Below are 25,151 nucleotides of genomic sequence, written 5' to 3'. Positions count from 1 at the left end.
GGCGCGGCAAGAGTCTTCTTTTTTGTGAACAAAAAAGAAGCAAAAAAAACTTTGTTAATTTAGGCCCGTGCCGCTTCAAACGCCCGTGCCCCAGGGTCAGAAAGTTTTTTGCTTCTTTTTTCCAAAAAAGAAGCCTTCCCCTTCCCCTTAACCTTCCTCACAACCCACCCAATGACGAACCAACCGGTTTAAGCTAAGCACCCCCATCATGATCTTCGGTCGCAGCCAGTTCCGCATCGCGGTGAATTTCGCCCTCGACGGTTTGCTGGCCGCCCTCGCGGTCATCGCCGCCGGCTGGCTGGCCAACCCGGCGCACCCGCTGCCCAATCCCGCAGCCTTGCCGCTGGCCGGCACGGCCGCGATCTGGCTGATCGGCGTGCCGTTCGGCCTCGCGCGCCAGCATTGGCGCTTCACCTCCCTGCCCGACCTCACCGCGATCGGCGCCATCGCCGCCCTCGCCGCGATCCTGATCATCCTGCTGCTGGTCGGCGTCGGCGCGCCGCTGCCATCGGCCAGTTTCCCGGTGTTGCTGGTCCTCACCTTCGCCCTCGGCCTGACCGCGCCGCGCCTGCTCTACCGCATCGCCCGCGCCCCCCGCGAAATCCCCGACAACGATGCCGAACGCGCCCTGCTGCTGGGCGATGGCGAGGGCGCGGAACTGTTCCTGGCCGCCCTGGCGCGTGAAGCGAAGCGGCGCCTGCTGGTGGTCGGGTTGCTCTCGGTCTCGGGTCGCGAAACCGGCCGGCGGATTCACAACGTCCCGATCCTCGGCACCGTGGCCGAGCTCGATGGCGTGCTCGATCGCCTGGCCACGGCCGATCAGGTGCCATCGCTGCTGATCGTCGCGAGCGGCGAGATCATCGGTGCCGATCTGCGCGCCATCATGGCGGCGGCCGAAGCGCGGGGCCTGCGCGTCGCCCGCGCGCCGAGCCCGACGGCGCTGGCCCCCACGCTGGCGGGCGAGACCTCGCTGCGCCCGATCGCGATCGAGGATTTACTGAACCGCCCGCAAGTGGCGCTCGATCGCGAAGGCATGGCCCGGCTGATCCAGGGGCAGCGCGTGTTGATCACCGGCGCCGGCGGCTCGATCGGCTCGGAACTGGTGCGCCAGGTCGCGGCGTTCGGCCCGGCGCTGCTGGTGCTGCTCGATTCCAGCGAATTCGCCCTCTGGCAGATCGAGCTGGAAATCTCCGAATCCTTCCCTGTGCTCGCGCGTGAAGCGATCATCGCGGATGTGCGCGACCGGCCCCGCATCGAGCAGGTCTGCGCCCGGGTGCGGCCGGAGCTGGTGTTCCATGCCGCCGCCCTGAAACACGTGCCGATGGTCGAGGCGAACCCGCTGGAAGGCATCGCGACCAATGCGCTCGGCACCCGCAACGTGGCGGACGCCGCCCGCGCGTCCGGCGCCGCGCTGATGGTGCTCATCTCGACCGACAAAGCCGTCAATCCATCATCGGTGATGGGTGCCTCGAAGCGGCTCGCCGAAATGTATGCCCAGGGGCTCGATGTCGCGGCCCGCCAGCGCAAATCGATGAAGATCGTCACGGTACGCTTCGGCAACGTGCTCGGCTCGACCGGCTCGGTGGTGCCGCTGTTTCGCCGCCAATTGGCGCGCGGCGGCCCGCTGACCGTCACCCACCCGGACATGCGGCGCTATTTCATGACGGTGCGCGAAGCGGTCTCGCTGGTGTTGCAGGCCTCCGTGGTCGGCGCGTCCGGCGCGGCGCTGCCGGTCGATGGCGGCGGCATTTTCGTGCTCGATATGGGCGAGCCGGTCAAAATCGTCGATCTCGCACGGCAAATGATCCGCCTCGCCGGGTTGCGCGTCGATCTCGATGTCGCGGTGCAATTCACCGGTCTGCGGCCCGGCGAAAAACTGTTCGAGGAATTGTTCCACGGCGCTGAAAAACCGATCGAAACCGCATTCCCCGGCCTGCTGATGGCCGCACCCCGCGTCGCCGATGCCGCGATCATCGGCCGCGCGCTCGACGAGGTCGGCGCCATCGTCGACCGGGGCGATGCCGCGGCGGGAATTGCCTTGTTGCGGCGCCTGATCCCGGAATTCAGCCCGGACGCAGCGCAGGCGCGCGGCTGAAAAACACGCGCCGGCGGCCCGATTCCCGCACGGCGCGCTTGCCTTGGCTGCCGCCCTTCCATAAGGCACCAGTATGGATATCGTTGAGCCGCCGATCCCCTTTCTCGACCTCAAGGCACAGCAGGCCCGCCTCGGGCCGGCGTTGCGCGCGCGGATCGATGCGGTGATGGCGCATGGCCAGTTCATCCTCGGGCCCGAGGTCGCCGAGCTCGAAACAAAACTCGCCGCCTTCTGCGGTGCGGCGCATTGCGTCAGCGTCAGCTCCGGGACCGATGCGCTGCAGATCGCGATGATGGCGGAAGGCATCGGGCGCGGCGATGCGGTGTTTCTGCCTGCCTTCACCTACACCGCCACCGCCGAAGTGCCGCTGTTGCTCGGGGCTGTGCCGGTGTTCGTCGATATCGACGCGGCGACCTTCCAGATCGATCCTGAACACCTGGAACAGCGCATCGGCGATGCCGCCCGGCGCGGCTTGCGGCCGCGCGCGGTGGTCGGCGTCGATCTGTTCGGCCAGCCGGCACCCTGGCCGCAGCTGCGCGACATCGCATCCCGGCACGATCTGTTCACCCTCGATGATTGCGCCCAGGCATTCGGCGCCGCGCTCGGCGGAGCCCGGCTCGGCCGCGCGGCGCAGGCGACGGCGGTGAGTTTTTTTCCCTCCAAACCGCTCGGCGCCTATGGCGACGGCGGTGCGCTGTTCACCGATGATGCCGCGCGCGCCGCGCTCTATCGCAGCCTGCGCACCCATGGCGAGGGCACCACGCGCTACGATGTGCAGCGGATCGGCATGAACGGCCGGCTCGATACCATCCAGGCCGCGGTCCTGCTGGCCAAGCTCGGCACCTTCGAAGCCGAACTGGCACGGCGCGAGGCGATTGCGCGCACGTATGATGCCGGGCTCGCACGCCACGTCACCATCCCCGCCCGCGTTGCGGACAGTACGAGCGCCTGGGCGATCTACGCCATACTGTTCACCGATAACGCAGCCCGCACCGCGGCGCAGGAAGCGCTGCGCGCGCAGGGCGTACCGAGCGCGATCTATTATCCCAAGCCGCTGCATCATCAGCCCGCCTACGCCGGCGCGCATGATGGCGTCGCACTGCCGGTCTCCGAAGCGATCGCCAACCGCATCATGGCGCTGCCGCTCCACGCGGACCTGAGCGATGCGCAAGTGGCCCGCGTGATCGCCGCGTTCGAAGGATTGGGCGACCATGCCGCGCGGTGACCTGTTCCCCGAAATCGGCCCGTATCAGACCGGCTACCTGCCGGTCGGCAACGGCCATGTCATCTATTGGGAGCAGGTCGGCAATCCGCGCGGCAAGCCGGTGCTGTTCCTGCACGGCGGCCCGGGCGCCGGCGCGGGTGCGGTGCATCGGCGGTTCTTCGATCCGACGATCTGGCGGGTCCTGATCTTCGATCAGCGCGGTGCCGGACGCTCGACGCCGCTGGGCGGGCTGCAGGCCAACACCACCCCCGATCTGGTCGCCGATATCGAGGCGCTGCGCCAGTTCCACGGCATCGACCGCTTCATCCTGTTCGGCGGCTCCTGGGGCTCGACCCTGGCGCTCGCCTACGGCCAGGCCCACCCCGAACGCGTGGCGGGCATGGTGCTGCGCGGCATTTTTCTGGGCCGGCCGATCGAGGTCGATTGGTTCCTGCACGGCCTCGCGCAATTCTTCCCCGATGCCCATGCGGCCTTGCTGAATTTTCTGCCGCCGGGTGAACGCGCCGACCTGCTGGGCAGCTATCTGAAGCGCCTCTGCGATCCGAACCCGGACGTCCACGTGCCGGCCGCACGCGCATGGTCGGTCTACGAAGGCTCATGCTCGACGCTGCTGCCCAGTTTCGAAACCGTGGCCGCCTTCGCGCACGACCGCACCGCAATCGGCCTCGCGCGGATCGAGGCGCATTATTTCGCCCATCGCCTGTTCCTGCCGGAGGGCGGCCTGCTCGCGCATATGGGGCGCCTCACCCGCGTGCCGGCCGAGATTGTGCAAGGCCGCTACGATATGATCTGCCCGCCGCAAACCGCCTTCGCACTCGCCGCCGCCTGGCCCGGCGCGCGGCTGACCGTGGTGCCGGATGCCGGGCATTCCGCCCTGGAACCCGGCATCCGCACCGCGCTGCTGGCCGGATTGGAGCGGGCGCGTGCCCTGATCTAGCCAGAATTTGGGGCCATCGATCATGAAAACCGTGAGGCATTGGCAATGACATGGCGCAGACGATCGTTCCTCGGCGCGGGCATCACCCTGGCATCGGCCGGTGCCATCCCGCGTGCCACGGCCGGCATGCCGCGCATGGCGCTGACCATGGCGACCGGCGAACCCGGCGGCGGCTTTGCATTGTACGGCCCCGCCTGGGGCCAATCGGCCAGCGCCGCCGCCCCGGTCACCCTGTCCTACCGCGCCTCGGGCGGCAGTGCCGCCAACATCCTGCTGGTCGAACAAGGTGCGGCCCAGCTCGGCCTGACCACGCTGGCGGTGGCCGATCAGGCGTGGCTCGGCACCGCATCCTGGACCGGGCGCGTCACGCTGCGCGGGTTTCGCGCGTTGTTCCCGATCTTTCCGGCCAGTTGGCAGGTGGTCTCCCTGCTCGACGGACCGGTGAAACGCCTGGCCGATCTGGCCGGCCGGCCGATCGGCGTCGGCCCGGCCGGCGGCGCGAGCGCGGTGCTCACCCCCGCCCTGCTCGGCGCCGTCAACATCACGCCCCGCCTCGCCATCGCCGGCCTCTACACCGAACAGATCGAGCTGCTGCTGCGGCGCAAACTCGATGCCTGTGCGTTTTTCGGCCCGACACCGCTGCCGGCCCTGCGCGATGAGGCCGCCAAGGGCAGTTTCACCCTGCTCGGCGTGACCAAAGCGCAGCAGGCAGCGATGGCACGTTTGCCGGGGATGACCCGCATGATCATTCCGCACACCAGCCTGCCTCACCAGACCGCCGCGGTCGCGACCGTCGGCTCCGACGCCATCGCGATCGGCCGCGCCGACCTGCCCGACCAGCTGGTCGCCCAGCTGACCGAGGCAGCCCTGAGCCACCGCCCCATCCTGCGCGCAACCAACCTGCCCCCGCACGGCATGACGTTGAAGAATGACTGGATTGACGCCAGCAGCCCGATCCAGATCCACCCCGGCGCCGCCATGGCCTTGCGCCACCACGGCTTCGCCGCCCCGGCCAGGCTGGTCCGCAGCTGACAAGCCGCGCCCGCACCCGGCCGGCGCGGTGCGCAATGCTGGTCCGGCGGCGATTTTGCCCTATGTAGTTCAGGCATATATCGGAATCGTTTGATGCAGAAACTGATCGTCTCACTTGTGGGGAACAGCCGGCGCCACGCCTTCGTCGTGCTCGCGTGCTATGTTGTGCTGCTGGTGCTCGGGCTGGGCTACGCGCGTTCGCATCTCGGCATCGACACCAATACCGACCATCTGTTCGCCAGTTCGCTGCCCTGGCGGCAGGAACAAATGGTGTTCGACAAGGCATTCCCCCAATTCAACGATCTGATCGTGGCGGTGGTGCACGATGCGACACCCGAAGGCGCCGATGCCACGGCCAAGGCGCTGGCGGACCGCATCACTGCCGACAAGACCCATTTCAAGGACGTCAGTCGCCCCGGCACCGGCCGATTCTACCGGCGGGACGGCCTGCTGCTCCTGCCCGCGGATCAACTGGCCGCCCTGCTCAATTCGATCGTGACGGCACAGCCCTTTCTGGGCCAACTCTCGGCCGATCCCTCGGCCGCCGGCCTGTTCAAGGCGCTCGACCTGATGGCGGTCGGCGTCGGCGCCGGCCAGGCCAATCTGGCACCCTACGCAGCCCAGTTGAAGAGTTTCCAGGCCGCGATCGAACAAGCCGCCTCGGGCAACCCGAAGCCGATTTCCTGGCAGGCGCTGCTGACCCCGGGTGTCGCGGCCGAACAGGGCGATGTCCGCTTCGTGCTGATCCACCCGGTGCTCGACCACGGCACATTGCAGCCGGGCGGTGCCGCAACCGCGGCACTCCGCCACATCTCCGCATCACTTCCCAGCGTCCGATCGGGCGAAGCGACGGTCAACTACACCGGCCAGATCCCGCTATCGGATGAACAATTCGCGAGCCTCACCCAAGGCCTGGTGCTCGGCCTCGTCATCAGCGTGGCGCTGATCACCCTGTGGCTGATCCTGGCGGTGCGATCCTGGCGGATGATCGTGCCGATCTTGGCGACCCTGATCGTCGGCCTGCTGCTCACGGTCAGTTTCGCCGCCCTCGCGATCGGCACGCTCAACCTGATCTCGGTCGCCTTCGCCATCCTGTTCGTCGGCCTCGCGGTCGATTTCGCGATCCAGTTCTGCGTCCGCCTGCGCGACGTGCGCACCCGCATCGCCGATCCCGCCCTCGCCATGATCGAAGCCGCCAACGAGGCCGGCACCCAGATCGCCCTGGCCTCGGTCGCGACCGCCTGCGGCTTTCTCGCCTTCGTGCCGACCAGTTTCGTCGGTGTGGCCGAGCTTGGCGAGATCGCCGGCATCGGCATGCTCATCGCGTTCGTCTGCACCATCACCATCCTGCCCGCGCTGCTCGCCCTTACCCAGCCGCGCGGCGAGCCCGAGCGGATCGGCTTTCCACTCGGCGACCGGGCGGACGGCGCGGTGAAGCGGCACGGCAAAGCGGTCCTCGCCGGCTTCGGCGTCCTCGCCATCGCCGGCGTCGTCTCGGTCGCCACCATCCATTTCGACGCCAATCCGCTCGACACCCAGAACCCGAACACCGAAGCGATGCGCACGCTGAAATCGATGCTGGGCAAATCGGTCACCAACCCGTTCTACATCAACGCGCTGGCACCGAACGTCACCGCGGCAAAGGCGCTCGCCGCACGGTTCGACAAACGCCCCGAAGTCGCGCAGGTGATCTCGGGCGCCACCTTCGTGCCCACAAATCAGACCGCAAAACTCGCGATGATCGCCCAGACCCAGCAGATCCTCGCCCCCTCGCTGTCGGGCGGCACGCCACCGCCGGTCACCGCCGCCCGCCTGCGCGAAGCCGCGGCCAAGGCCGCCGGTGAAATCGCCGCCATCGCCGCCAAACTGCCCAAAACCTCGCCCTTGCTCGGCATCGGCGAGGCGCTCGACCGGTTGAAAACCGCATCGGACGCCCGCCTCCTCGCCGCCAACGCGGCCCTGGTGAAATACCTGCCCGGCGAGCTGGCCCGGCTGAACGATGCGCTATCCGCCCAGCGGATCACGCTCGCCAACCTGCCGCCCGACCTGAAACAGGATTGGTTCCTGCCCGATGGCCAGGTGCGCCTGCAGATCATCCCGACCGCCGCGGCCCAGACATCGGCCGGATTGTGGAAATTCGTCGCCGCCGCACAGACCATCGTGCCGGTGCTCGCCGGCCCGGCGGCAACCACCGTCGCCACCGCAAAAACCATCCTGGGCGCCTTCCGCGAAGCCGCGACGCTGGGGGCCATCGCCATCGCGATCATCCTGATGATCTTCCTTCGCTCGGTGCGCGATTCCGCCCTGGTGGTCGCCACCCTCGCCCTGTCCGCGCTGCTGACCGCCCTGTTCGCCCGCCTCGCCGACATGCAGCTCGACTACGCCAACATCATCGCCCTGCCCCTGCTGCTCGGCGTCGGTGTCTCGTTCAACGTCTATTTCGTGATGAACTGGCGCGATGGCATGCGCAATCTGCTCGGCTCGGCCACCGCGCGCGCCGTGCTGTTCTCGGCGCTGACCACCGGCACCGCGTTCGGCTCGCTCGCTGCCTCGCACGATCGCGGCACCGCCAGCCTCGGCACATTGCTGCTGCTCAGCCTCGCCGCCGTGCTGATCGCCACCTTCATCTTCCTGCCGGCGCTGCTCTCGGTCCTGCCCCGCCGTACGGCAACCCGCGCCACCGATGAGCCTTGAAAAACGCAGCGTCTCGCTGTCCGGCCATCGCACCAGCATCGCGCTGGAACCAGCCTTTTGGGCCGCCCTCGAAGCGATCGCGGCGGCCCGCTCAACCAGCCTGCCAGCCCTGATCGCCTCGATCGACGATACCCGCTCACCCGACGATGCGCTGGCATCCGCCCTGCGCGTGTTTGCCCTGACGATGCGGGGTAGCTAGTCTGGCCCACCCAAACTATAGTCAACGCGCAATAAACGTAACGGAAACCAAGCCCATGCCGCATTATCGTTCTCGCACCTCGACCCACGGCCGCAACATGGCGGGCGCCCGCGCCCTCTGGCGCGCCACCGGCATGGGCGACGGCGATTTCGGCAAGCCGATCATCGCCATTTCCAATTCCTTCACCCAGTTCGTCCCCGGCCATGTCCATCTGAAGGATCTCGGCCAGCTGGTCGCGCGCGAGGTCGAGGCCGCGGGCGGTGTCGCCAAGGAGTTCAACACCATCGCCGTCGATGACGGCATCGCGATGGGCCACGGCGGCATGCTGTATTCCCTGCCCTCGCGCGAGCTGATCGCGGATTCGGTCGAATACATGGTCAACGCCCATTGCGCCGATGCGCTGGTCTGCATCTCCAACTGCGACAAGATCACCCCGGGCATGCTGATGGCGGCACTTCGCCTGAACATCCCCACCATTTTCGTCTCCGGCGGCCCGATGGAAGCCGGCAAATACGTCGCCAAGGGCGAGACCAAGGCGGTCGACCTGATCACCGCCATGGTCGCCGCCGCCGACCCGACCCAGACCGACGAACAAGCCGCCGTGATGGAGCGCTCCGCCTGCCCCACCTGCGGCTCCTGCTCGGGCATGTTCACCGCCAATTCGATGAACTGCCTGGTCGAGGCGCTCGGCCTCGCCCTGCCGGGCAACGGCTCGCTGCTCGCCACCCACGCCGATCGCAAGCGCCTGTTCGTTGAAGCCGGCTGGCAGATCGTCGATCTCGCCCGCCGCCATTACGAGCAGGACGATTATACCCTCCTGCCCCGCGCGATCGCGAATTTCGATGCGTTCGAAAACGCCATGTCGCTCGACATCGCGATGGGCGGTTCCACCAACACCGTGCTCCATCTGCTCGCCGCCGCGCGCGAGGCCGAGCTCGATTTCACCATGGCCGACATCGATCGTCTGTCCCGCCGCGTGCCCAATCTCTGCAAGGTCTCGCCCTCGGTCCCCAACGTCCACATGGAAGATGTCCACCGCGCCGGCGGCATCATGGGCCTGCTCGGCGCGCTCGACCGCGCCGGCCTGCTCCACCGCGACTGCTCGACCGTGCATGAAAAAACCATCGGCGCCGCCGTCGAACTCTGGGATGTCATGAACGGCCGCGACCAGGCCCGCACCCTGTTCAGCGCGGCCCCCGGCGGCGTGCGCACCACCCAGGCGTTCAGCCAGTCCCGCCGCTACGACGGGCTCGATACCGACCGCGTCAAAGGCGTCATCCGCGATGCCGAACACGCCTTCAGCAAGGACGGCGGCCTCGCCGTGCTCTACGGCAACATCGCGCTCGACGGCGCGATCGTGAAAACCGCCGGCGTCGATGCCGCCAACCTGATCTTCAAAGGCCCCGCCAAAATCTTCGCGAGCCAGGACGATGCCGTGGCCGCGATCCTGGGTGACAAGATCATCGCCGGCGATGTCGTGGTCATCCGCTACGAAGGCCCGAAGGGCGGGCCGGGCATGCAGGAAATGCTCTACCCGACCAGCTATCTGAAATCGAAGGGTCTCGGCAAAGCCTGCGCCCTGATCACCGATGGCCGCTTCTCCGGCGGCACCTCCGGCCTGTCGATCGGGCATATGTCACCCGAAGCCGCCGAAGGCGGTGCGATCGGCCTGATCGAGGAAGGCGACATCATCGCGATCGACATCCCCGCCCGCAAGATCGACCTGCTGATCGACGATGCCGCCCTCGCCGCCCGGCGCGCCGCCATGGAAGCCCGCGGCGCCGATGCCTGGCAGCCGATCGGCCGCGAGCGTGTGGTCTCCGCCGCCCTGCAAGCCTACGCCGCGCTGACCACCAGCGCCGCCAACGGCGCCGTCCGCGACGTCAAACAGGTGCAACGCCGCCGCACCTGACCACATCCACGCGCTTCAACCCCGGCGCGGCACTCAACTGGTCTCCGCCGCCAGCGAGACATGCGCCGCCACGATGCGCCAGCCCACATCGGCAAACCGCACCCACACCTGCGATTGCCGGCCGCCCCGCGCCTCGCCGGCGCGGTGGAATTCGGTATTGGTGATGGCGAAATCCTGCCCAAACGTGGTGATCGCCTGATGCGCGAGCGTGCGCGCCGGCGACCCGCCGGGGCGTGCCTTTCGGAACGCGCTGATCGCCTCGAAACCATACAGCGCCTCCCCGACACCGTAGCGGATAGTCTGCGGCGAATCCCAGAAAAACGCATCCAGCGCCGCGATGTCATTGGACCCGAGCGCCTGCTCATAGCGCGCGAACATCGCCGCGATGCTCGCATGTGTCGCGGGATCGTCGATCGTCATGCCATCCTTCATGGCACGACCGCAGCGCGGGTCACGCCGTCGGCCTCCAACCGTTTTGCCAGCGCGAGCCCGACGGCCTCGCGCCCCGGTGCCGTGATAATCTGCACACCAAGCGGCAGCGCCCCGGCGGCATACACCGGCACGGCAACCACCGGCAGGCCGATGAAGCTGATCGGCTGGGTATACAGGCCAAGGTTCGGCCGCACCGGCACCTCTTTGCCGCCGAGCATCATGCGCGCCTGCCCGATCAACGGTGCCGCGCACGGCGTCACCGGCGCCAGCAGCGCGTCGTAACGCTCGAACAACAGCGCGGCCTGTGCTGCAAACCAGGCGCGAAACCGCTGCGCCGCCTGCACGATATGCGCCGGCAGCAGCGCGCCCGCCATCAGCCGCGGCCGCGTCGCCGGGTCATACTCCTCGGCACGGGTTTTCAGCATCTCGAAATGCAGCGCGCCGCCTTCCGCCGCCGTGATGCAAAACGCCGCCGCGCGCGCCCGGCCGGCCTCCGGCAAAACCGCCTCGCCCTGCGCGCCAAGCGCCGCCGCCACCAACCGCACCGCGTCCAGCGCTGCCGGCGTCGCTTGTTGCGCGAACCACCCGCCCAGCGTCGCCACCCGCATCTCGCCGGCATCGCCAATCGGCGTCGGCGCCACCCCGCGCATCACATCGAACGCGCGTGCGATATCCTCGGGGCAGCGCGCGAACGGGCCAAGATGATCGAGACTATCGACGAACGGAAACGTGCCGCACCGATCGAGCGCGCCATAGGTCGGCTTCAGCCCGAACACCCCGCACAGCGCCGCCGGCAAGCGGATCGAACCATTGGTATCCGACCCCAGGGTGATCGGCGCGAACCCGGCGGCCACCGCCGCGGCCGACCCGCCGGACGAACCACCAGCGCTGCGCGCCACATCATGCGGGTTGCGGGTCGGCCCGTCATGGGCGTTTTCGGTGGTGAACCCATAGGCGAATTCATCCATGTTCAGCGCGCCCAGCAACACCGCTCCGGCGTCGATCAACCGCGCCAGTACCGGTGCATCGGCCATTGCAGGCGCCGCGTCGCGATACAGTTTCGAGCCCGCCCGCGTCGGCAACCCCGCGATATCGTACAAATTCTTCACCGCCACCGGCACGCCCGCAAGCGGCCCGGCATCACCCCCCGCCGCGATTTTCGCATCGACCGCATCGGCCTCGTCCCGCGCCCGATCCGTGGTCAGCGTCGTGAAACAGTTGAACACCCCATCATGCGCCGCAATCCGCGCCAGATGATCCTCGAGCACCGCGCGCGCGCTGATCCGCCCGCCCCGCACCGCAGCCGCGATCGCGGTCGCGCTGGCCCGATGCGGCACCGCCACGCTCTGCATCAGCACGGCATGAACCGCGGCGCCGCCTCGATCGCGTGCGGCAGATCGAACGCCAGCACCAGTTCCGCCTGCGCCATGATCATCGTCATCGCCTCGATCACCGCATCACGATGCGCGGGCGCGATCGGCAGGCCCAGAAGTGATGCGGCAGCGTCGACATAGGCGGGGATGTCTTGGGTCATGGCGTATCTCGCATCTACTCGGAATGTTGTCGCAACAAATTATAGCAAAAGGTCAGAGACGGAAGGCCTTCTTTTTTGTGAACAAAAAAGAAGCAAAAAAAACTTTGTTAATTTAAGCCCGTGCCGTTTCAAACGCCCGTGCCCCAGAGTCAGAAAGTTTTTTGCTTCTTTTTTCCAAAAAAGAAGTCTTCCCTTCCCTAACCTAAACCGACTCCACCATCCCCTCACCCGGTACCGCAACCCGCGCTGGCGCACGTCGCCACAGCAGGATCAGCATACCCCCCAGAATCGCATAGCCCAAAGCCACCGGTGCCGAGTTGCCGAACGCCAGTTGCGTGCCGTTGATGAACCCAAAGAACGCCAGCACCGCGCCGATCCCGGCATAGATCGCGGCAGCCTCGAATTTCCGGTCGATGATGAACACCGCAATCGCGCCCAGCACCAGCCCCGCCAGCGTACCGCCGCCGCCGAACAATTCGAGCCCGCGATAAATCACCCCCGCCCCTTCGAGCTTGGTGAACCCGACCGCGGCGGCGGTGGTGCCGGCGGCGTGCAGCGCACCGTCGATCTGACTTTGCGCCCAGTTCGCGACGTTCGGCAGCAATGCCAGAATCACCGCCGGCGCATGGCGCGGCGGCGTCGCCTCGAACGCCTGCGCCCCGATCACCAGGCCGATATAGAGCAGGATCGGCAGAATCGCGACCAATGGCACCACCGCCAGCAGCAGCGCGGTCAGACCGAGGAAACACACCCCCGAAACCACCACGCCGGTCGCGAGCGAATAGCCGATCCGCCCGCCCACCGCCTTCCAGCCCGGATGGCCGATATACACCGCCGGCGGAAACGGGCTGCCGAGCACCGCCCCGAGCATCGCGCCGATGCCATCGGCCAGCAGGATCTTGCGCAAATCATACTCATCGCCCGCGGCGGCAGCGCTTTCGACGTTGCTCATCCCCTCGGTGAAATTATAGATGCCAAGCGGAATCGCGGTCACCAGCAGCGGCCCGATCGCATCGAGCCCCTTGATGAAATGCCCCGAGGCCACCGGCAGATGCAGCCCGAATTCGCCCAGCGCCGCGCCCACCGCCGCCGGGTGCATCACATGCGACAGGCCGGTGAATTCTCCCGCCCAGGCCAGCACCGTCCCCACCAGCACCGCCACCAGCCCGCCCGGCAGGCCGAACGGCATCCGCACCTTGGCGGTCCAGCTGAGCAGAATGATGCCGAACGATAAAAACCCGAGCCACGGCACCTCAAAAAACTGAAACGCCGGGCGCATCGCAATGAAGGCGATCGAAATACCCGCCAGCGCCCCCAGCATCGCGGCGCGCGGCGTATATTTGCGAATGGTCGGCCCGACGAACGCCCCGATCGTAACGATCACGCCAATAATGAACGCCCAGGCCAACCCCGCCTCCCACGCCGCGATCGGGTCATGGGTCTTCAGCCAGGTCGGCAGCATGATCACGAACACCACGATGAACATATGCGGCACGCTCGGCCCATAGGGCATCGCGGTCACGTCGGAACGCCCGCTCGATTTCGAAAGATTCCAGGCCAGGTAAGCATAAAACAAATTACCCAACGGCAGCGCGATCCCCAGCGCCGGCAGAATCCGGCCGAACACCACGTTGCCGGGCAGATGCACCACACCGAGACACAACCCGGTCAGCACGATCACATTGAGCAGCACATTGGTGAACAGACCAAAAAATCCGTTCCAATCGCCACCGACCCACAAAGCGATCTGATCCGTGCGTGTCCGCATCGTCACTCTCCCTGCATGGCGGCAATCAGCGCCGCGCTGTCCGTCACCCAACCGAAAATGCCGCCCTGTGCCTTGACCATGGCAAGCGCTGACGCATGAAACTGCGGAAAATACGAAGCCGTGCCATCGCTCAGCACCAGGCACTCGAACCCACGATCGTTCGCTTCCCGCAATGTGGTATGAACGCAAACCTCCGTGGTCACGCCACACAGAATCAACGATCCGATGCCGCGCTGGCGCAGAATGGTCTCAAGATCGGTGGCGTAGAACGCCCCCTTGCCGGGCTTGTCGATCACCGGTTCACCCTCGATCGGCGCCAACTCCCCGATCAACCCATGCCCGGCCTCGCCGCGCACCAGGATCCGCCCCATCGGCCCGGCATCGCCGATGCCACAGGCCAGCCGGCCACGGGATTTCTTGGCCGGCGGCAAATCGGACAGGTCAGGCCGATGCCCCTCGCGCGTATGGATCACCAGCATCCCGCGTGCGCGCGCAGCGTCCAGCGTCGCCTCGATCGGCGCAATCGCGCTGCGCAACAGCGTAACATCGTTGCCGAGCGCCGCACCAAACCCGCCGGGCTCCAGAAAATCCCGTTGCATATCGATAATGACCAGCGCACTGCGCGCCGGATCAGCGCTGAATTCATAAGGCTCCGCGGCCACCCGCAGCAGCGTCACGCCCCGCACCAGACCAGGCCGCACTGGCCGGCAGGAGGACCGTCTCGATCGGTCGGACCAACGATGTTTCGCATGCAGTCGTTCCTTTCAGACGGCCCCGCCGCCGGCCAGGTCAGCATAGCCGTAAGGGATCATAACCAAAAAGCTCGTTCCGCTTCAATCAGTCGCGTCAGAAACATAAACAACACGGTAATATATCCGGTCTTTCTGATTAAATATTGATCAGTACCGTAGAACTACAGCAACTACAGCATGAAGAATAGCATAAAAATCAGCACATCATGATGCAAAAAACAGCGCACCCAACCATCGTTGCCGTTCCGATCGCCTGACCGATCCAAGCGCGTCGCAAAATTCACGCATAAATCAGTCGGAAGACCCAGCCATCACGGCCGTTACGGCATAAATCACCCGATCGGATCGGAAATTTTCATCAGTACTGCCATTATTATAGCAAATATGACCACAAATAAGGCAGTTCGGCCCATAACTCAGCTCGATCGCCCCGGTTTGCCGCGCCGAGCGCACTGGCACGGTTCTCGCATTGCCGCAAAACGTGGCTAGGGTTCCGGTCGGTCATCCCGATGCTGGTCCGAGAGCCGCAGCCGTGCGGGAGACATCCGCACGGTACACGGCGGGATAAAAGCCCGGGAGAGCATTGGTGCGTGGGCGCGCATCGGTCTCTCCGTGTGCCCTTCGCGCAGGCCGTCATTCGAGAAGGGAAACCATTATGCCGATGTCTGAGCAGCGACCCGATGCCGGCCGCCAATCCGCCGCGCTCCCACCCACCGCCTGCCCACCCACCGCCTGCCCACCCATCGCCTGAAAGCCAAGCCATGCTCGATCTCGACAGCCTCACCCCCGACCAATACCGCGCCCGCTACAATCAATTGCAGGAACGCGCCCGCGCCCGCGCCCAGGCCGCCCCGCCAGCCGCCGCCCCGCCGGTCATCGCCCCATCCAGCATCATCAGCACCGCATCCCTGCCGCCCGAGGCGTATATCACCCTCAAACTCCGCCGCGGCGAAGCCCTGCACATCGAAACCCAAGCCGCCACGACCGGTGCCAGCCTGATGCTCTGGAACGCCGATGACCCCACCGAGCGCTACAACCCGGGCGACACGGTCAAACTGCAATGGACCACGCGCCTCACCACCGGCCGCGTCCTGTTCTCGGACATGGGCCGCATCCTCGCATCGATCATCGCCGACAGCGGCGCCGGCCACGACCCCATCCTCGGCCCCTCGACCCCGACCACCGGCCCCCATGGCGGCACAGCGCGCAACGGGCGCGACAATCTGCGCAACGCCGCCGCGAAATTCGGCCTCAACCGGCGCGACCTCGGCCCCAGCCTCACCCTGTTCGCCGCCCTGCGCGTCGATCCGCACGGGCGCATGAACCTCGCCCCAGCCGCCCCGCCGGGCAGCTTCATCACCCTGCGCGCCGAGCTGAACCTGCTGCTCGCCCTGTCCAACACGCCCCACCCGCTCGCGGCCGCCGCAAACACCGGCCCGCTCGCCCTCACCCGCTTCACCGCCCCACCACCCGCCGCCGATGATCTCTGCCGCAGCTTCTCCGAGGAAGCCCAGCGCGGCTTTGCCAACACCGATGCCTGGTTCCGCTGAGGCCATGACCATGATCACCCCGACCAACGCGCTCCTCGACCAGCACGTCCCCGCCCGCGCCGCCTTCTCCACCATCCTCGAACCCGGCCAGACGCTGCGCATCATCGACCTTGAAAGCCAGCAAGCGGTCGATGCCCTGTTCTACAACGCCGACGATCACGGCGAACGCTACTCCGCCCAGGACACGCTGCTCGCCCAAGCCCGCGCCGGCGGCCGCTACGACCTCACCACCGGCGCCGTGCTGCTCTCGAACGAAGCCCGCCCGATGGCCACCATCATCGATGACACCTGCGGCTTTCACGACACCTGCGCCGGCGCCTGCTCCTGCGAGAGCAACACCGTCCGCTTCGGCTTCGAAACCAAATTCATGCACGCCTGCCGCGAAAACTTCCTCACCGAAATCGCCCGCTACGGCATGGACAAGCGCGACCTCGTCTCCAACGTCAATTTCTTCATGAACGTGCCGATCCGCCCGGACGGCGAACTCACCGTCGATGACGGGGTCAGCACGCCGGGCGGCTATGTCGAACTGCGCGCCGAGATGCGCCTGCTTGTGGTGCTGTCGAACTGCCCGCAGGTCAACAACCCCTGCAACGGCTTCAACCCCACCCCGATCCGCTGCATCGTCTGGGCCGCCTGACCATGTTCCGGCGTATCCTGGTCGCCAATCGCGGCGAAATTCTCGCCCGCATCACACGCACTTTGCACCGCATGGGCATCGAAACCATCGCGGTCTATGCAGCGGCCGATCGTTTCGCCCCACCGGTGCGCGCGGCCGACCACGCCGAGCCGATCGGCCCGTCTCCCGCCGCGCAAAGCTATCTCGACATCGATGCCATCATCGCCGCCTGCCGCCGCAGCGGCGCCGATGCCGTGCACCCCGGCTACGGCTTCCTCGCCGAACGCGCTTCCTTCGCCGAAGCCCTCGCCGCCGCCGGCATCGCCTTCATCGGCCCCAGCGCCGATCACCTGCGCAGCTTCGGCCTGAAACACACCGCCCGCGGCCTCGCCGCCGCCGCCGGCGTGCCGCTGCTCGAAGGTTCCGGCATCCTCACCGACCTCGCGGACGCAACGCACCACGCCGCGCGCATCGGCTACCCGGTCATGCTGAAAAGCAGCGCCGGCGGCGGCGGCATCGGCATGGCAATCTGCCGCACCGAAGCCGAACTCGCCGCCAACTACACGAGTATCGCCCACCTCGCCCGGGCCAATTTCGGCGACGCCGCGCTGTTCCTCGAATCCTATGTCGAACGTGCCCGCCACGTCGAGGTCCAGATCTTCGGCGACGGCACCGGCACCGTCAAAGCGCTCGGCTGCCGCGATTGTTCATTGCAACGCCGCAACCAGAAACTGATCGAGGAATCTCCCCCGCCCAACATCCCCGCCGCCACCATCGCAGCCATGGAGCACGCCGCCTGCGCGCTCGCCGCCAGCGTTGGCTACCGCTCCGCAGGCACCGTCGAATTCATCTACGATGCCGATCACGACCGTTTCCACTTCCTCGAAGTCAACACCCGCCTGCAGGTCGAACACGGCGTCACCGAAGCCATCTACGGCATCGACCTCGTCGCCTGGATGATCGAACTCGCCGCCGGCACCTTCACCTGGCCCGCAACCCTCACGCCGCGGGGTGCCGCCATCGAAGCCCGCCTCTACGCCGAAGACCCCGCCAACCAGTTCCGCCCCGCCACCGGCCGCATCACCGCCCTCACCCTGCCCACCACCATCCGCATCGATCACTGGGTCGAACCGGGCACCGAAATCACCCCGTTCTACGACCCCACACTCGCCAAACTGATCGCAACCGGCCCCGATCGCGCCACCGCCATCGCCACGCTCGATGCCGCCCTCGCCGCCACCACCATCACCGGCCTCACCACCAACCGCGACTATCTGCGCGCTGGCCTCGCCCTGCCCGATTTCGCCGCCGGAACCATGACCACCGCCAGCCTCGCCCAGCTCAAACCGCTCTCGCGCAGCGTTCTGGTGATCGACCCCGGCGCGCAATCCTCGCTGCAATCCGCCCCCGGCCGCCTCGGCTACTGGCACGTCGGCATCCCCCCCAGCGGCCCGATGGACCGGCGCAGCGCCGCCGCCGCCAACGCCCTGCTCGGCAACCCGCCCGATGCCAGCGTGCTCGAATGCACCTTGGCCGGTCCCACCCTGCGCTTCCGCACCGATGCCACCATCGCGCTCACAGGTGCTGCCATGGCCGCCGATATCGACGGCGAACCCGTCACCCACCACCACCCCACCCCGATCACCGCCGGCCAGACCCTCACCCTCGGCACCATCACCGGCCCCGGCCAACGCTGCTACCTCGCCGTCGCCGGCGGGTTCGAAGCCGCCGCCAGCCTCGGCTCGACCGCCACCTTCACCCTCGGCGGCTTCGGCGGCCACGCCACCGGCGCGCTCCGCACCGGCGATGTCATCGGCATCGCCACCGCCGCCCTCACCACCCCGACCCAACCCGAACCCGCCCCGCTCACCGATCACTGGACCCTCACCCTGCGCAGCGGCCCGCACGGCGCCCCCGATTTCTTCACCGCCGCCGATATCGAAACCATCTTCACCGCACCCTACGAGGTCCACCACAACTCCGCCCGCACGGGCATCCGCCTGATCGGCCCGAAACCCGCCTGGGCTCGCGCGGATGGCGGCGAAGCCGGCCTGCACCCCTCCAACATCCACGACACGCCCTACGCGATCGGCGCGGTCGATTTCACCGGCGACATGCCCATCCTGCTCGGGCCGGACGGTCCTTCCCTCGGCGGCTTCGTCTGCCCCGGCGTGGTCACCCGCAATGATCTCTGGAAACTCGGCCAACTCCGCCCCGGCGATACCGTGCGCTTTGCCCGCGCCGACGCCGAACCCGCCATCATCCTGCACTCCGAAACCATGACCATCCGCCGCGCCGGCGATGAAAACCTCCTGGTCGAATTCGGCCCGATGGCGCTCGATTTCGCGCTCCGCCTGCGCGCCCACGCCCTGCAACAATCACTCCAGTCCCAGGCCATCCCGGGCCTGATCGACCTCACCCCCGGCATCCGCTCGCTACAAATCCATTTCGACCCCGATCGGATCACCGAAGTCGCCCTGCTCGACCTGATCGCAACCCTCGAACCCACCCTGCCCGACCCCTACGCCATGGTGGTCCCCTCGCGCATCGTCCATCTGCCGCTCTCCTGGAAAGACGCCACGGTGATGCTGGCGATGCGCAAATACCAGGACACCGTGCGCGAAGACGCCCCCTGGTGCCCGGACAATGTCGAGTTCATCCGCCGCATCAACGGCCTCACCGACGAAAACGAAGTCCGCCGCATCGTGTTCGAAGCCGAATACCTCGTACTCGGCCTGGGCGATGTCTACCTCGGCGCCCCGGTCGCCACCCCGCTCGACCCGCGCCATCGGCTGATCACCACCAAATACAACCCCGCCCGCACCTGGACCCCGGAAAACGCCGTCGGCATCGGCGGCGCCTATCTCTGCGTCTATGGCATGGAAGGCCCCGGCGGCTACCAATTGCTCGGCCGCACCATCCAGATGTGGAACAGCTTCCCCAACGGCAGCGCCCCGTTCGGCGACACGCCCTGGCTGCTCCGCCCGTTCGATCGTCTCAAATTCCACCAGGTCACCGCCGACGAACTCGAAAGCGCCCGCGCATCCTTCCCCCACGGGGCCTACCCCATCCGCATCGAACCCGGCAGCTTCAGCCTCGCCGCCCACCAAACCGACCTTGCCGCCCACCAAGCCGACATCGCCCGTTTCCAGCACACACAGCGCGCCGCCTTCGAGGCCGAACGCGCCGCATGGATCGCCCAAGGGCTCGACGCCGCCGACCTGCCGGACCCACCGCCACCGCCCGCCCAAACCCCGCTCGCCCCAGGATCCCACGGCGTCGACTCCCCCATCCCCGGCAGCGTCTGGCAGATCCTGCACGCGCCCGGCCAACCCATCACCGCAGGCGACACCATCATGATCGTCGAATCGATGAAAATGGAAATCCGCATCCCCGCCCCGATCACCGGCATCGTCAGCATGATCGAAACCGCACCCGGCCAGGTGATCCGCGCCGGACAACGGGTCGCGGTGATCGCGGCGCTGGAGGCACAGTGAAAGAAAAGATCTTCTTTTTTGTGAACAAAAAAGAAGCAAAAAAAACTTCGTTAATCTGGTCCCGTGCGGGTCGACCCGCCCCTGCCCCGGTTTCAGAAAGTTTTTTGCTTCTTTTTTACAAAAAAGAAGTCTCCCTTCCCTTCGCCTACCCTTAAGGAGCCGCCCCGATGATCCCAACCCCCCTCGAAATCCCCACGCTCCGCCGCCTGATCGCCGCCGGCACGCTCACCCCGCAATCCCTCGCCGCCGCCCTGCTCGATCGTCTCGAGACCTATCCCGACCCAGCGGTGTTCATCACCCGCCGCCCCCGCGCCGACATTCTCGCCGAAGCCGCCACCATCGACCCTGCCTTGCCCCTCGCCGGCATGCTGTTCGCCGTCAAGGACAATATCGACGTCGCCGGCCTGCCGACCACCGCCGCCTGCCCGGACTACACCTATCACCCCGCGCAGGATGCCACCGTGGTCGCCCGCCTGCGCGCCGCCGGCGCCATCGTGCTCGGCAAAGCCAATCTCGACCAGTTCGCCACCGGCCTGAACGGCACCCGCTCGCCTTACGGCGCGCCCCGCTGCGTGTTCGATGCCGATTACATCTCGGGTGGCTCATCCTCGGGTTCGGCGGTCGCGGTCGCCGCCGGCCTCTGCGTCTTCGCCCTCGGCACCGATACCGCCGGCTCCGGCCGCATCCCCGCGGCGTTCAACAATCTGATCGGCCTGAAACCCACCCGCGGCCGCATCCCCGCCACCGGCGCCGTGCCCGCCTGCCAAAGCCTGGACTGCATCTCGATCATGGCGAATTCCGCCGCCGACGCCGCCCTCATCCTAACCATCGCCCAAGGCCACGACCCGGCCGATCCCTACAGTCGCGCCCCGCACGACATCGCCCTGCCCTCACACCCGCGCCTCGGCATCCTGGCCGACCCCGAACGCTATTTCGCCGACGATGCCGCCTACCAATCCCTCCACGAAGCCGCCCTGCACGCCGCCGCCGCCCTCGGCTGGACCCTCACCGAAATCGACTACGCGCCGTTCCGCGCCGCCGCCGCCCTGCTCTACGAAGACGCCTTCGTCGCCGAACGCCTCAGCGCGATCCGCCCGTTCTTCCGCGCCCACGACCAGCACATGAACCCCACCGTGCGCGCCATCATCGCCGGCGCCGACCGATTCGACGCCGCCGATGCCTTCGCCGCCCAAACCCGCCTGCAATCCCTGCGCGCCCGCGCCATGCAAGCGTTCGAGCACATCGACGCCCTGCTGCTGCCCACCGCCCCCACCTGCTTCACCGTCGCCGCCATGCAATCCCAACCCATGGTCCACAACGCAACGCTCGGGCGCTACACCAATTTCGTCAATCTGTTCGATCTCGCAGCCGTCGCCCTTCCCGCCGGCTTCCGCCCCGATGGCATCGGCTTCGGCATGACCCTGATCGCCCCCGCCTTCACCGATCACGCCCTGCTCCACCTCGCCGATCAGCTCCACCACAGCATCGGCGCCGGCAGCGGCAAATCCCGCGCCACCGCCCAACACCACACGATGCCACCCCCCAGCAACCGCATCTCCCTCATCGTCGCCGGCGCCCATCTCTCCGGCATGGCGCTCAACCACGAACTCACCGCCCTCGGCGCCACCCTCGAAGAAACCACCACCACCGCGCCGGACTACCGCCTCGTCGCCCTCGCCACCTCACCCCCCAAACCCGGCCTGCTGCGCGACCCCAGCTTCACCGGCCCCGGCATCGCGGTGGAACGCTGGTCGCTCACCCAAGCCGCCTTTGCCCAATTCGTCGCTGCCCTGCCCGCACCGATGACCATCGGCAAAGTGACCCTTGCCGACGGCACCACCCACCCCGGCTTCAGCTGCGAACCCCAAGCCACCACGACCGCCACCGACATCACCCACCACGGCGGCTGGCGCACCTACCGCGCCGCACTGGCAAACCCATGACCTTGCCACCTCACGGCCACGTCCGATGACGATCATTCAGCATAAAATAACAGCAACAACTGATGCCATCTTGCCCACGATATCACCAGCACCCGTTGATCTGATCGCGATTACGCCACAGATCGTCGATGGCATGAGTTTTGCTTATTCCATTGCGCCGCTAGGGTTCCGGTCGAAACGATGTTCCGATGCTGGTCCGAGAGCAGCAGCCGCGCGGGAGACATCCGCACGGTACACGGCGGGATAAAAGCCCGGGAGAGCGTTTTGATGCGAGGGGTCGCATTCGCTGTCCATGCCGATCCCTCGTTGCACGTCAGGCCAATGTTGCAAGCGGGGAGACCGACCATGCCGGCAAATTCATCCGAGACGCCCCCGCGATCCGCGATCGATCGCGGTTACGATCGCGTCACGATATCGGACGCCACAGCCTGCCACGACCCCGCCATCCAGCGCGCCACACTCGACGAACCGGTGTTCGCATGACCGCGGTGCGCAAATTCTGGCCGCTGCTGACCGGCATCTACCATTACGATAAATCGATCTCCACCCGAAACATCGGCACCGGCACCATCATCGAGGCGCCGATCCTCGCCTATCTGATCGAAACCACCCAGGGCCGCATCCTCTACGACGTCGGCTGCGACTATCGCAAAATCGACGATCCGGTTCTGTGCGATCAATACTACGGCGCTCTGTCCTTCCCGCCGCCCGCAATGCCGCCGGATCACCGCCTGCCCGCCCGCCTCGGTGCCCTCGGCCTCGATCCGCGCGACATCGATCTCGTCTTCCTCGGCCATCTGCATTTCGACCATGCCGGCGGCCTGCATGATTTCACCCATGCCGACATCCACGTCCACGCCGCCGAACGCGCCGCTGCCGCCGAACCCGGCGCGCGCGGCTACTTCACCGATGATTTTTCCGCCGCCTATCGCTGGCGCCTGCAACACCATGATTACGACCTCGCCCCCGGCGTCACCGCGATCGAAACCCCCGGCCACACCGCCGGCCATATGTCGATGCTGATCGAACTACCCCACGGCGCGCCGATCCTGCTCTGCGGCGACGCCGCCGACCTCACCGAAAACCTCGAGCACGAAATCGCCCCCGGCCTGTGCTACCGCGACGACGAAACCCTCGCCCTCGCCTCGATCCGCGCCCTGAAATCCCGCGCCTGCGACTGCGGTGCCGTGCTCTGGCCCAACCACGATATCGACTTCTTCCGCGCGCACGATTGTTTTCCCGAACACCTCGCATGACCGAACGCGCCAAAACCGCCAGCGCACCGCCAACCGCACGCGCCATCCAACCCGAACCGCGCCCCGAACCGCACGACCTCCGCGCCCCGCTCTGGGTGGTGCGCGGCCGGATGGATCGCGGCCGCTACATCGCCTTCGCCCTCGCCAGCTTCTTCGGCCTGCTGATCCTGTGGGAACTGGTCGCCGCCGCCGGCACCATCAACCCGCTGTTCCTACCCGGCCCGCTCGCGGTCGTCCGCGCCCTGATCGCCTGGTGGCAGAGCGGCGATCTCTGGGCCGACATCGGCATTTCGGTCTGGCGCGTCATGGCCGGCTTCGCGCTCTCCGCGGTCATCGCGGTGCCGCTCGGCCTCTACATCGGCGCCTACCAACCGGTCCGCGCCCTGTTCGAACCGATCATGGAATTCGCCCGCTACCTCCCCGCCGTCGCCTTCGTCCCCCTGGTCCTGCTCTGGTTCGGCCTCGGCGAGTCCGCGAAAATCTCCCTGATCTGGATCGGCACCTTCTTCCAGATGGTCCTGATGATCTCCGAGGACACCTCCCGCGTGCCGATGGCCCAGATCGAAGCCGCCCGCACCCTCGGTGCCAGCAACAGCGAGATCGTCCGCCTCGTCCTGTTCCGCTCCGCCATGCCCGCCATGCTCGACACGCTGCGCATCACCCTCGGTTTCGCCTGGACCTATCTGGTCGTCGCCGAACTCATCGCCGCCAATTCCGGCCTCGGCTTCGCCATCCTGCAAGCCCAGCGCTACCTGCAAACCGACAAAATCTTCGTCGGCATCATGCTGATCGGCATCATCGGCCTGATCACCGACCAAGTGCTCCGCCGCCTGCACAAATTCCTGTTTCCCTGGCTGCCATGACCGCGCGCGTCGTCCTGCAATCGATCACCAAAACCTTCCCCGGCGGCTTCGAAGCCCTCGCACCGATCGATCTCGCCCTCGAACCCGGCAGTTTCACTGGCATCGTCGGCGCCTCGGGCTGCGGCAAATCCACCCTGCTGCGCATCATCGCCGGGTTGGAAACCCGCAGCGCCGGCCGCATCCTGATCGATGGCGAACCGGTCGCAGGCCCCGGCCGCGACCGCACCATGGTGTTTCAGGACTACAGCCTTTACCCATGGCTCACCGTGATGCAGAACATCCGCTTCTGCCGCACCCTCGCCGTCCACGCCCGCAACGCGACCGATTCCGACATCGGCGATGCCACCCGCCGCAGCGTCGCTTTGCTCAACCTGATGGGCCTCGCCCGCGTCGAACACGCCTACCCCAAGCAACTCTCCGGCGGCATGCGCCAGCGCGTCGCGATCGCCCGCGCCCTGATGGCAAAACCCGCGGTCCTGCTGATGGACGAACCCTTCGGCGCGCTCGATGCCCAGACCCGCGAAGTGATGCACGACCTGATCCTGCACGTGAAATCCGCTGAAAAACGCACCATCATCTTCGTCACCCACGATGTCGAGGAAGCCATCTACCTCGCCGACCGCGTCGTCGTCCTCGCCCCCCACCCCGGCCGGATCGACACGATCGAAGACATCCCCTTCACCGCCCGCCATCGCGACCTGCGGCTCGACCCGGCGTTCCTCACGCTCAAACGCCGCATCACCGACCGTATCCGCGCCACCGCCGGCCTGTCCGGCGATCTCGACGACCTGAAAACCCTCACCGCACCGGCCGGATGATCCGGCCCGCCCAACCCCAACGGAG

At 67.0% G+C, this 25,151-nt stretch carries 20 protein-coding genes and 2 riboswitches; of the genes, 15 read left to right on the top strand and 5 right to left on the bottom strand.

Features of this window, described 5'->3' with window-relative positions:
- The first annotated feature begins 208 nt into the window (after positions 1-208).
- From BW994_RS07000 to ilvD, 7 genes are all read left to right on the top strand, one after another.
- Positions 209-2,095, top strand: coding sequence for a polysaccharide biosynthesis protein (locus BW994_RS07000; RefSeq protein ID WP_029310987.1), 1,887 nt, complete (start codon positions 209-211; stop codon positions 2,093-2,095).
- A 73-nt stretch (positions 2,096-2,168) separates the two neighbouring features.
- Positions 2,169-3,320 (top strand): DegT/DnrJ/EryC1/StrS family aminotransferase, encoded by a 1,152-nt coding sequence (locus tag BW994_RS06995; RefSeq protein ID WP_029310988.1) that lies wholly within the window; start codon positions 2,169-2,171, stop codon positions 3,318-3,320.
- Complete coding sequence (pip, locus tag BW994_RS06990) at positions 3,307-4,257, top strand: prolyl aminopeptidase (protein ID WP_029310989.1); 951 nt, start codon at positions 3,307-3,309, stop codon at positions 4,255-4,257. Before BW994_RS06995 ends, pip begins: the two co-directional genes overlap by 14 nt.
- A 45-nt stretch (positions 4,258-4,302) precedes the next feature.
- Entirely contained in the window at positions 4,303-5,289 is a 987-nt protein-coding gene (locus tag BW994_RS06985) for a TAXI family TRAP transporter solute-binding subunit (protein ID WP_029310990.1), read from the top strand.
- Between the two features lie 93 nt (positions 5,290-5,382).
- A complete protein-coding gene (locus tag BW994_RS06980) occupies positions 5,383-7,983 on the top strand; it encodes an MMPL family transporter (protein ID WP_051657200.1) in 2,601 nt (866 codons plus the stop codon).
- On the top strand, positions 7,973-8,182 hold the full coding sequence (locus BW994_RS06975; protein WP_029310992.1) for a ribbon-helix-helix domain-containing protein: 210 nt from the start codon (positions 7,973-7,975) through the stop codon (positions 8,180-8,182). Before BW994_RS06980 ends, BW994_RS06975 begins: the two co-directional genes overlap by 11 nt.
- A 55-nt stretch (positions 8,183-8,237) precedes the next feature.
- Positions 8,238-10,094 (top strand): dihydroxy-acid dehydratase, encoded by a 1,857-nt coding sequence (gene ilvD, locus BW994_RS06970; protein WP_029310993.1) that lies wholly within the window; start codon positions 8,238-8,240, stop codon positions 10,092-10,094.
- Positions 10,095-10,127: 33 nt separating this feature from the next.
- On the opposite strand, the gene hpxZ is transcribed toward ilvD, so the two are convergent.
- The 5 genes from hpxZ to BW994_RS06945 form a co-directional block, all read right to left on the bottom strand.
- Positions 10,128-10,514, bottom strand: coding sequence for an oxalurate catabolism protein HpxZ (hpxZ, locus tag BW994_RS06965; protein ID WP_035228252.1), 387 nt, complete (start codon positions 10,512-10,514; stop codon positions 10,128-10,130).
- An 8-nt stretch (positions 10,515-10,522) separates the two neighbouring features.
- Entirely contained in the window at positions 10,523-11,878 is a 1,356-nt protein-coding gene (locus BW994_RS06960; protein WP_029310995.1) for an AtzE family amidohydrolase, read from the bottom strand.
- The gene (locus tag BW994_RS06955) at positions 11,878-12,060 is read right to left on the bottom strand and encodes a DUF4089 domain-containing protein (protein ID WP_029310996.1); all 183 of its coding nucleotides are present in this window, start codon (positions 12,058-12,060) and stop codon (positions 11,878-11,880) included. The genes BW994_RS06960 and BW994_RS06955 overlap by 1 nt, the downstream gene beginning before the upstream one ends.
- Positions 12,061-12,262: 202 nt before the next feature.
- Positions 12,263-13,828 (bottom strand): hypothetical protein, encoded by a 1,566-nt coding sequence (locus BW994_RS06950; protein WP_029310997.1) that lies wholly within the window; start codon positions 13,826-13,828, stop codon positions 12,263-12,265.
- Between the two features lie 2 nt (positions 13,829-13,830).
- Positions 13,831-14,505, bottom strand: a complete 675-nt coding sequence (locus tag BW994_RS06945; RefSeq protein WP_029310998.1) for a cysteine hydrolase family protein — start codon at positions 14,503-14,505, stop codon at positions 13,831-13,833.
- 549 nt (positions 14,506-15,054) lie between these two features.
- Positions 15,055-15,161: riboswitch (guanidine-I (ykkC/yxkD leader) on the top strand.
- Between the two features lie 180 nt (positions 15,162-15,341).
- On the opposite strand from BW994_RS06945, the gene BW994_RS06940 reads away from it, so the two are divergent.
- The 8 genes from BW994_RS06940 to BW994_RS06910 all read left to right on the top strand — a co-directional run bounded on the left by BW994_RS06940 (position 15,342) and on the right by BW994_RS06910 (position 25,126).
- Positions 15,342-16,130: a DUF1989 domain-containing protein gene (locus BW994_RS06940; protein ID WP_029310999.1), complete on the top strand. Its 789-nt coding sequence runs from the start codon at positions 15,342-15,344 to the stop codon at positions 16,128-16,130.
- Entirely contained in the window at positions 16,114-16,770 is a 657-nt protein-coding gene (locus tag BW994_RS06935; protein WP_245801532.1) for an urea amidolyase associated protein UAAP2, read from the top strand. Before BW994_RS06940 ends, BW994_RS06935 begins: the two co-directional genes overlap by 17 nt.
- A gap of 2 nt (positions 16,771-16,772) precedes the next feature.
- Positions 16,773-20,246: a 5-oxoprolinase/urea amidolyase family protein gene (locus tag BW994_RS06930; protein WP_029311001.1), complete on the top strand. Its 3,474-nt coding sequence runs from the start codon at positions 16,773-16,775 to the stop codon at positions 20,244-20,246.
- A gap of 167 nt (positions 20,247-20,413) precedes the next feature.
- Positions 20,414-22,189, top strand: coding sequence for an allophanate hydrolase (atzF, locus tag BW994_RS06925; protein WP_029311002.1), 1,776 nt, complete (start codon positions 20,414-20,416; stop codon positions 22,187-22,189).
- Between the two features lie 149 nt (positions 22,190-22,338).
- Positions 22,339-22,449: riboswitch (guanidine-I (ykkC/yxkD leader) on the top strand.
- 85 nt (positions 22,450-22,534) lie between these two features.
- The gene (locus BW994_RS19580; RefSeq protein WP_156038099.1) at positions 22,535-22,672 is read left to right on the top strand and encodes a hypothetical protein; all 138 of its coding nucleotides are present in this window, start codon (positions 22,535-22,537) and stop codon (positions 22,670-22,672) included.
- Positions 22,669-23,445, top strand: a complete 777-nt coding sequence (locus BW994_RS06920) for an N-acyl homoserine lactonase family protein (protein ID WP_029311003.1) — start codon at positions 22,669-22,671, stop codon at positions 23,443-23,445. The genes BW994_RS19580 and BW994_RS06920 overlap by 4 nt, the downstream gene beginning before the upstream one ends.
- A complete protein-coding gene (locus BW994_RS06915) occupies positions 23,442-24,308 on the top strand; it encodes an ABC transporter permease (RefSeq protein WP_081849013.1) in 867 nt (288 codons plus the stop codon). The genes BW994_RS06920 and BW994_RS06915 overlap by 4 nt, the downstream gene beginning before the upstream one ends.
- Complete coding sequence (locus BW994_RS06910) at positions 24,305-25,126, top strand: ABC transporter ATP-binding protein (protein ID WP_029311005.1); 822 nt, start codon at positions 24,305-24,307, stop codon at positions 25,124-25,126. Before BW994_RS06915 ends, BW994_RS06910 begins: the two co-directional genes overlap by 4 nt.
- Positions 25,127-25,151: the final 25 nt, after the last annotated feature.

The organism is Acidiphilium rubrum (genome assembly GCF_900156265.1).
In the GTDB taxonomy this organism is placed as follows: Bacteria; Pseudomonadota; Alphaproteobacteria; order Acetobacterales; family Acetobacteraceae; genus Acidiphilium; species Acidiphilium rubrum.
This window is presented reverse-complemented; position numbering and strand designations above follow the sequence as displayed.

Excerpts from the sequence above, each read along its gene's own strand:
- BW994_RS06995 (WP_029310988.1), top strand. The coding sequence starts at position 2,169 with ATGGATATCGTTGAGCCGCCGATCCCCTTTCTCGACCTCAAGGCACAG.
- BW994_RS06950 (WP_029310997.1), bottom strand. The coding sequence starts at position 13,828 with ATGCGGACACGCACGGATCAGATCGCTTTGTGGGTCGGTGGCGATTGG.
- BW994_RS06955 (WP_029310996.1), bottom strand. The coding sequence starts at position 12,060 with ATGACCCAAGACATCCCCGCCTATGTCGACGCTGCCGCATCACTTCTG.
- pip (WP_029310989.1), top strand. The coding sequence starts at position 3,307 with ATGCCGCGCGGTGACCTGTTCCCCGAAATCGGCCCGTATCAGACCGGC.
- BW994_RS19580 (WP_156038099.1), top strand. The coding sequence starts at position 22,535 with ATGCCGGCAAATTCATCCGAGACGCCCCCGCGATCCGCGATCGATCGC.
- BW994_RS06920 (WP_029311003.1), top strand. The coding sequence starts at position 22,669 with ATGACCGCGGTGCGCAAATTCTGGCCGCTGCTGACCGGCATCTACCAT.
- BW994_RS07000 (WP_029310987.1), top strand. The coding sequence starts at position 209 with ATGATCTTCGGTCGCAGCCAGTTCCGCATCGCGGTGAATTTCGCCCTC.
- ilvD (WP_029310993.1), top strand. The coding sequence starts at position 8,238 with ATGCCGCATTATCGTTCTCGCACCTCGACCCACGGCCGCAACATGGCG.
- BW994_RS06915 (WP_081849013.1), top strand. The coding sequence starts at position 23,442 with ATGACCGAACGCGCCAAAACCGCCAGCGCACCGCCAACCGCACGCGCC.
- BW994_RS06910 (WP_029311005.1), top strand. The coding sequence starts at position 24,305 with ATGACCGCGCGCGTCGTCCTGCAATCGATCACCAAAACCTTCCCCGGC.
- BW994_RS06935 (WP_245801532.1), top strand. The coding sequence starts at position 16,114 with ATGCCTGGTTCCGCTGAGGCCATGACCATGATCACCCCGACCAACGCG.
- BW994_RS06980 (WP_051657200.1), top strand. The coding sequence starts at position 5,383 with ATGCAGAAACTGATCGTCTCACTTGTGGGGAACAGCCGGCGCCACGCC.
- BW994_RS06940 (WP_029310999.1), top strand. The coding sequence starts at position 15,342 with ATGCTCGATCTCGACAGCCTCACCCCCGACCAATACCGCGCCCGCTAC.
- BW994_RS06975 (WP_029310992.1), top strand. The coding sequence starts at position 7,973 with ATGAGCCTTGAAAAACGCAGCGTCTCGCTGTCCGGCCATCGCACCAGC.
- hpxZ (WP_035228252.1), bottom strand. The coding sequence starts at position 10,514 with ATGACGATCGACGATCCCGCGACACATGCGAGCATCGCGGCGATGTTC.
- atzF (WP_029311002.1), top strand. The coding sequence starts at position 20,414 with ATGATCCCAACCCCCCTCGAAATCCCCACGCTCCGCCGCCTGATCGCC.
- BW994_RS06960 (WP_029310995.1), bottom strand. The coding sequence starts at position 11,878 with ATGCAGAGCGTGGCGGTGCCGCATCGGGCCAGCGCGACCGCGATCGCG.
- BW994_RS06930 (WP_029311001.1), top strand. The coding sequence starts at position 16,773 with ATGTTCCGGCGTATCCTGGTCGCCAATCGCGGCGAAATTCTCGCCCGC.
- BW994_RS06985 (WP_029310990.1), top strand. The coding sequence starts at position 4,303 with ATGACATGGCGCAGACGATCGTTCCTCGGCGCGGGCATCACCCTGGCA.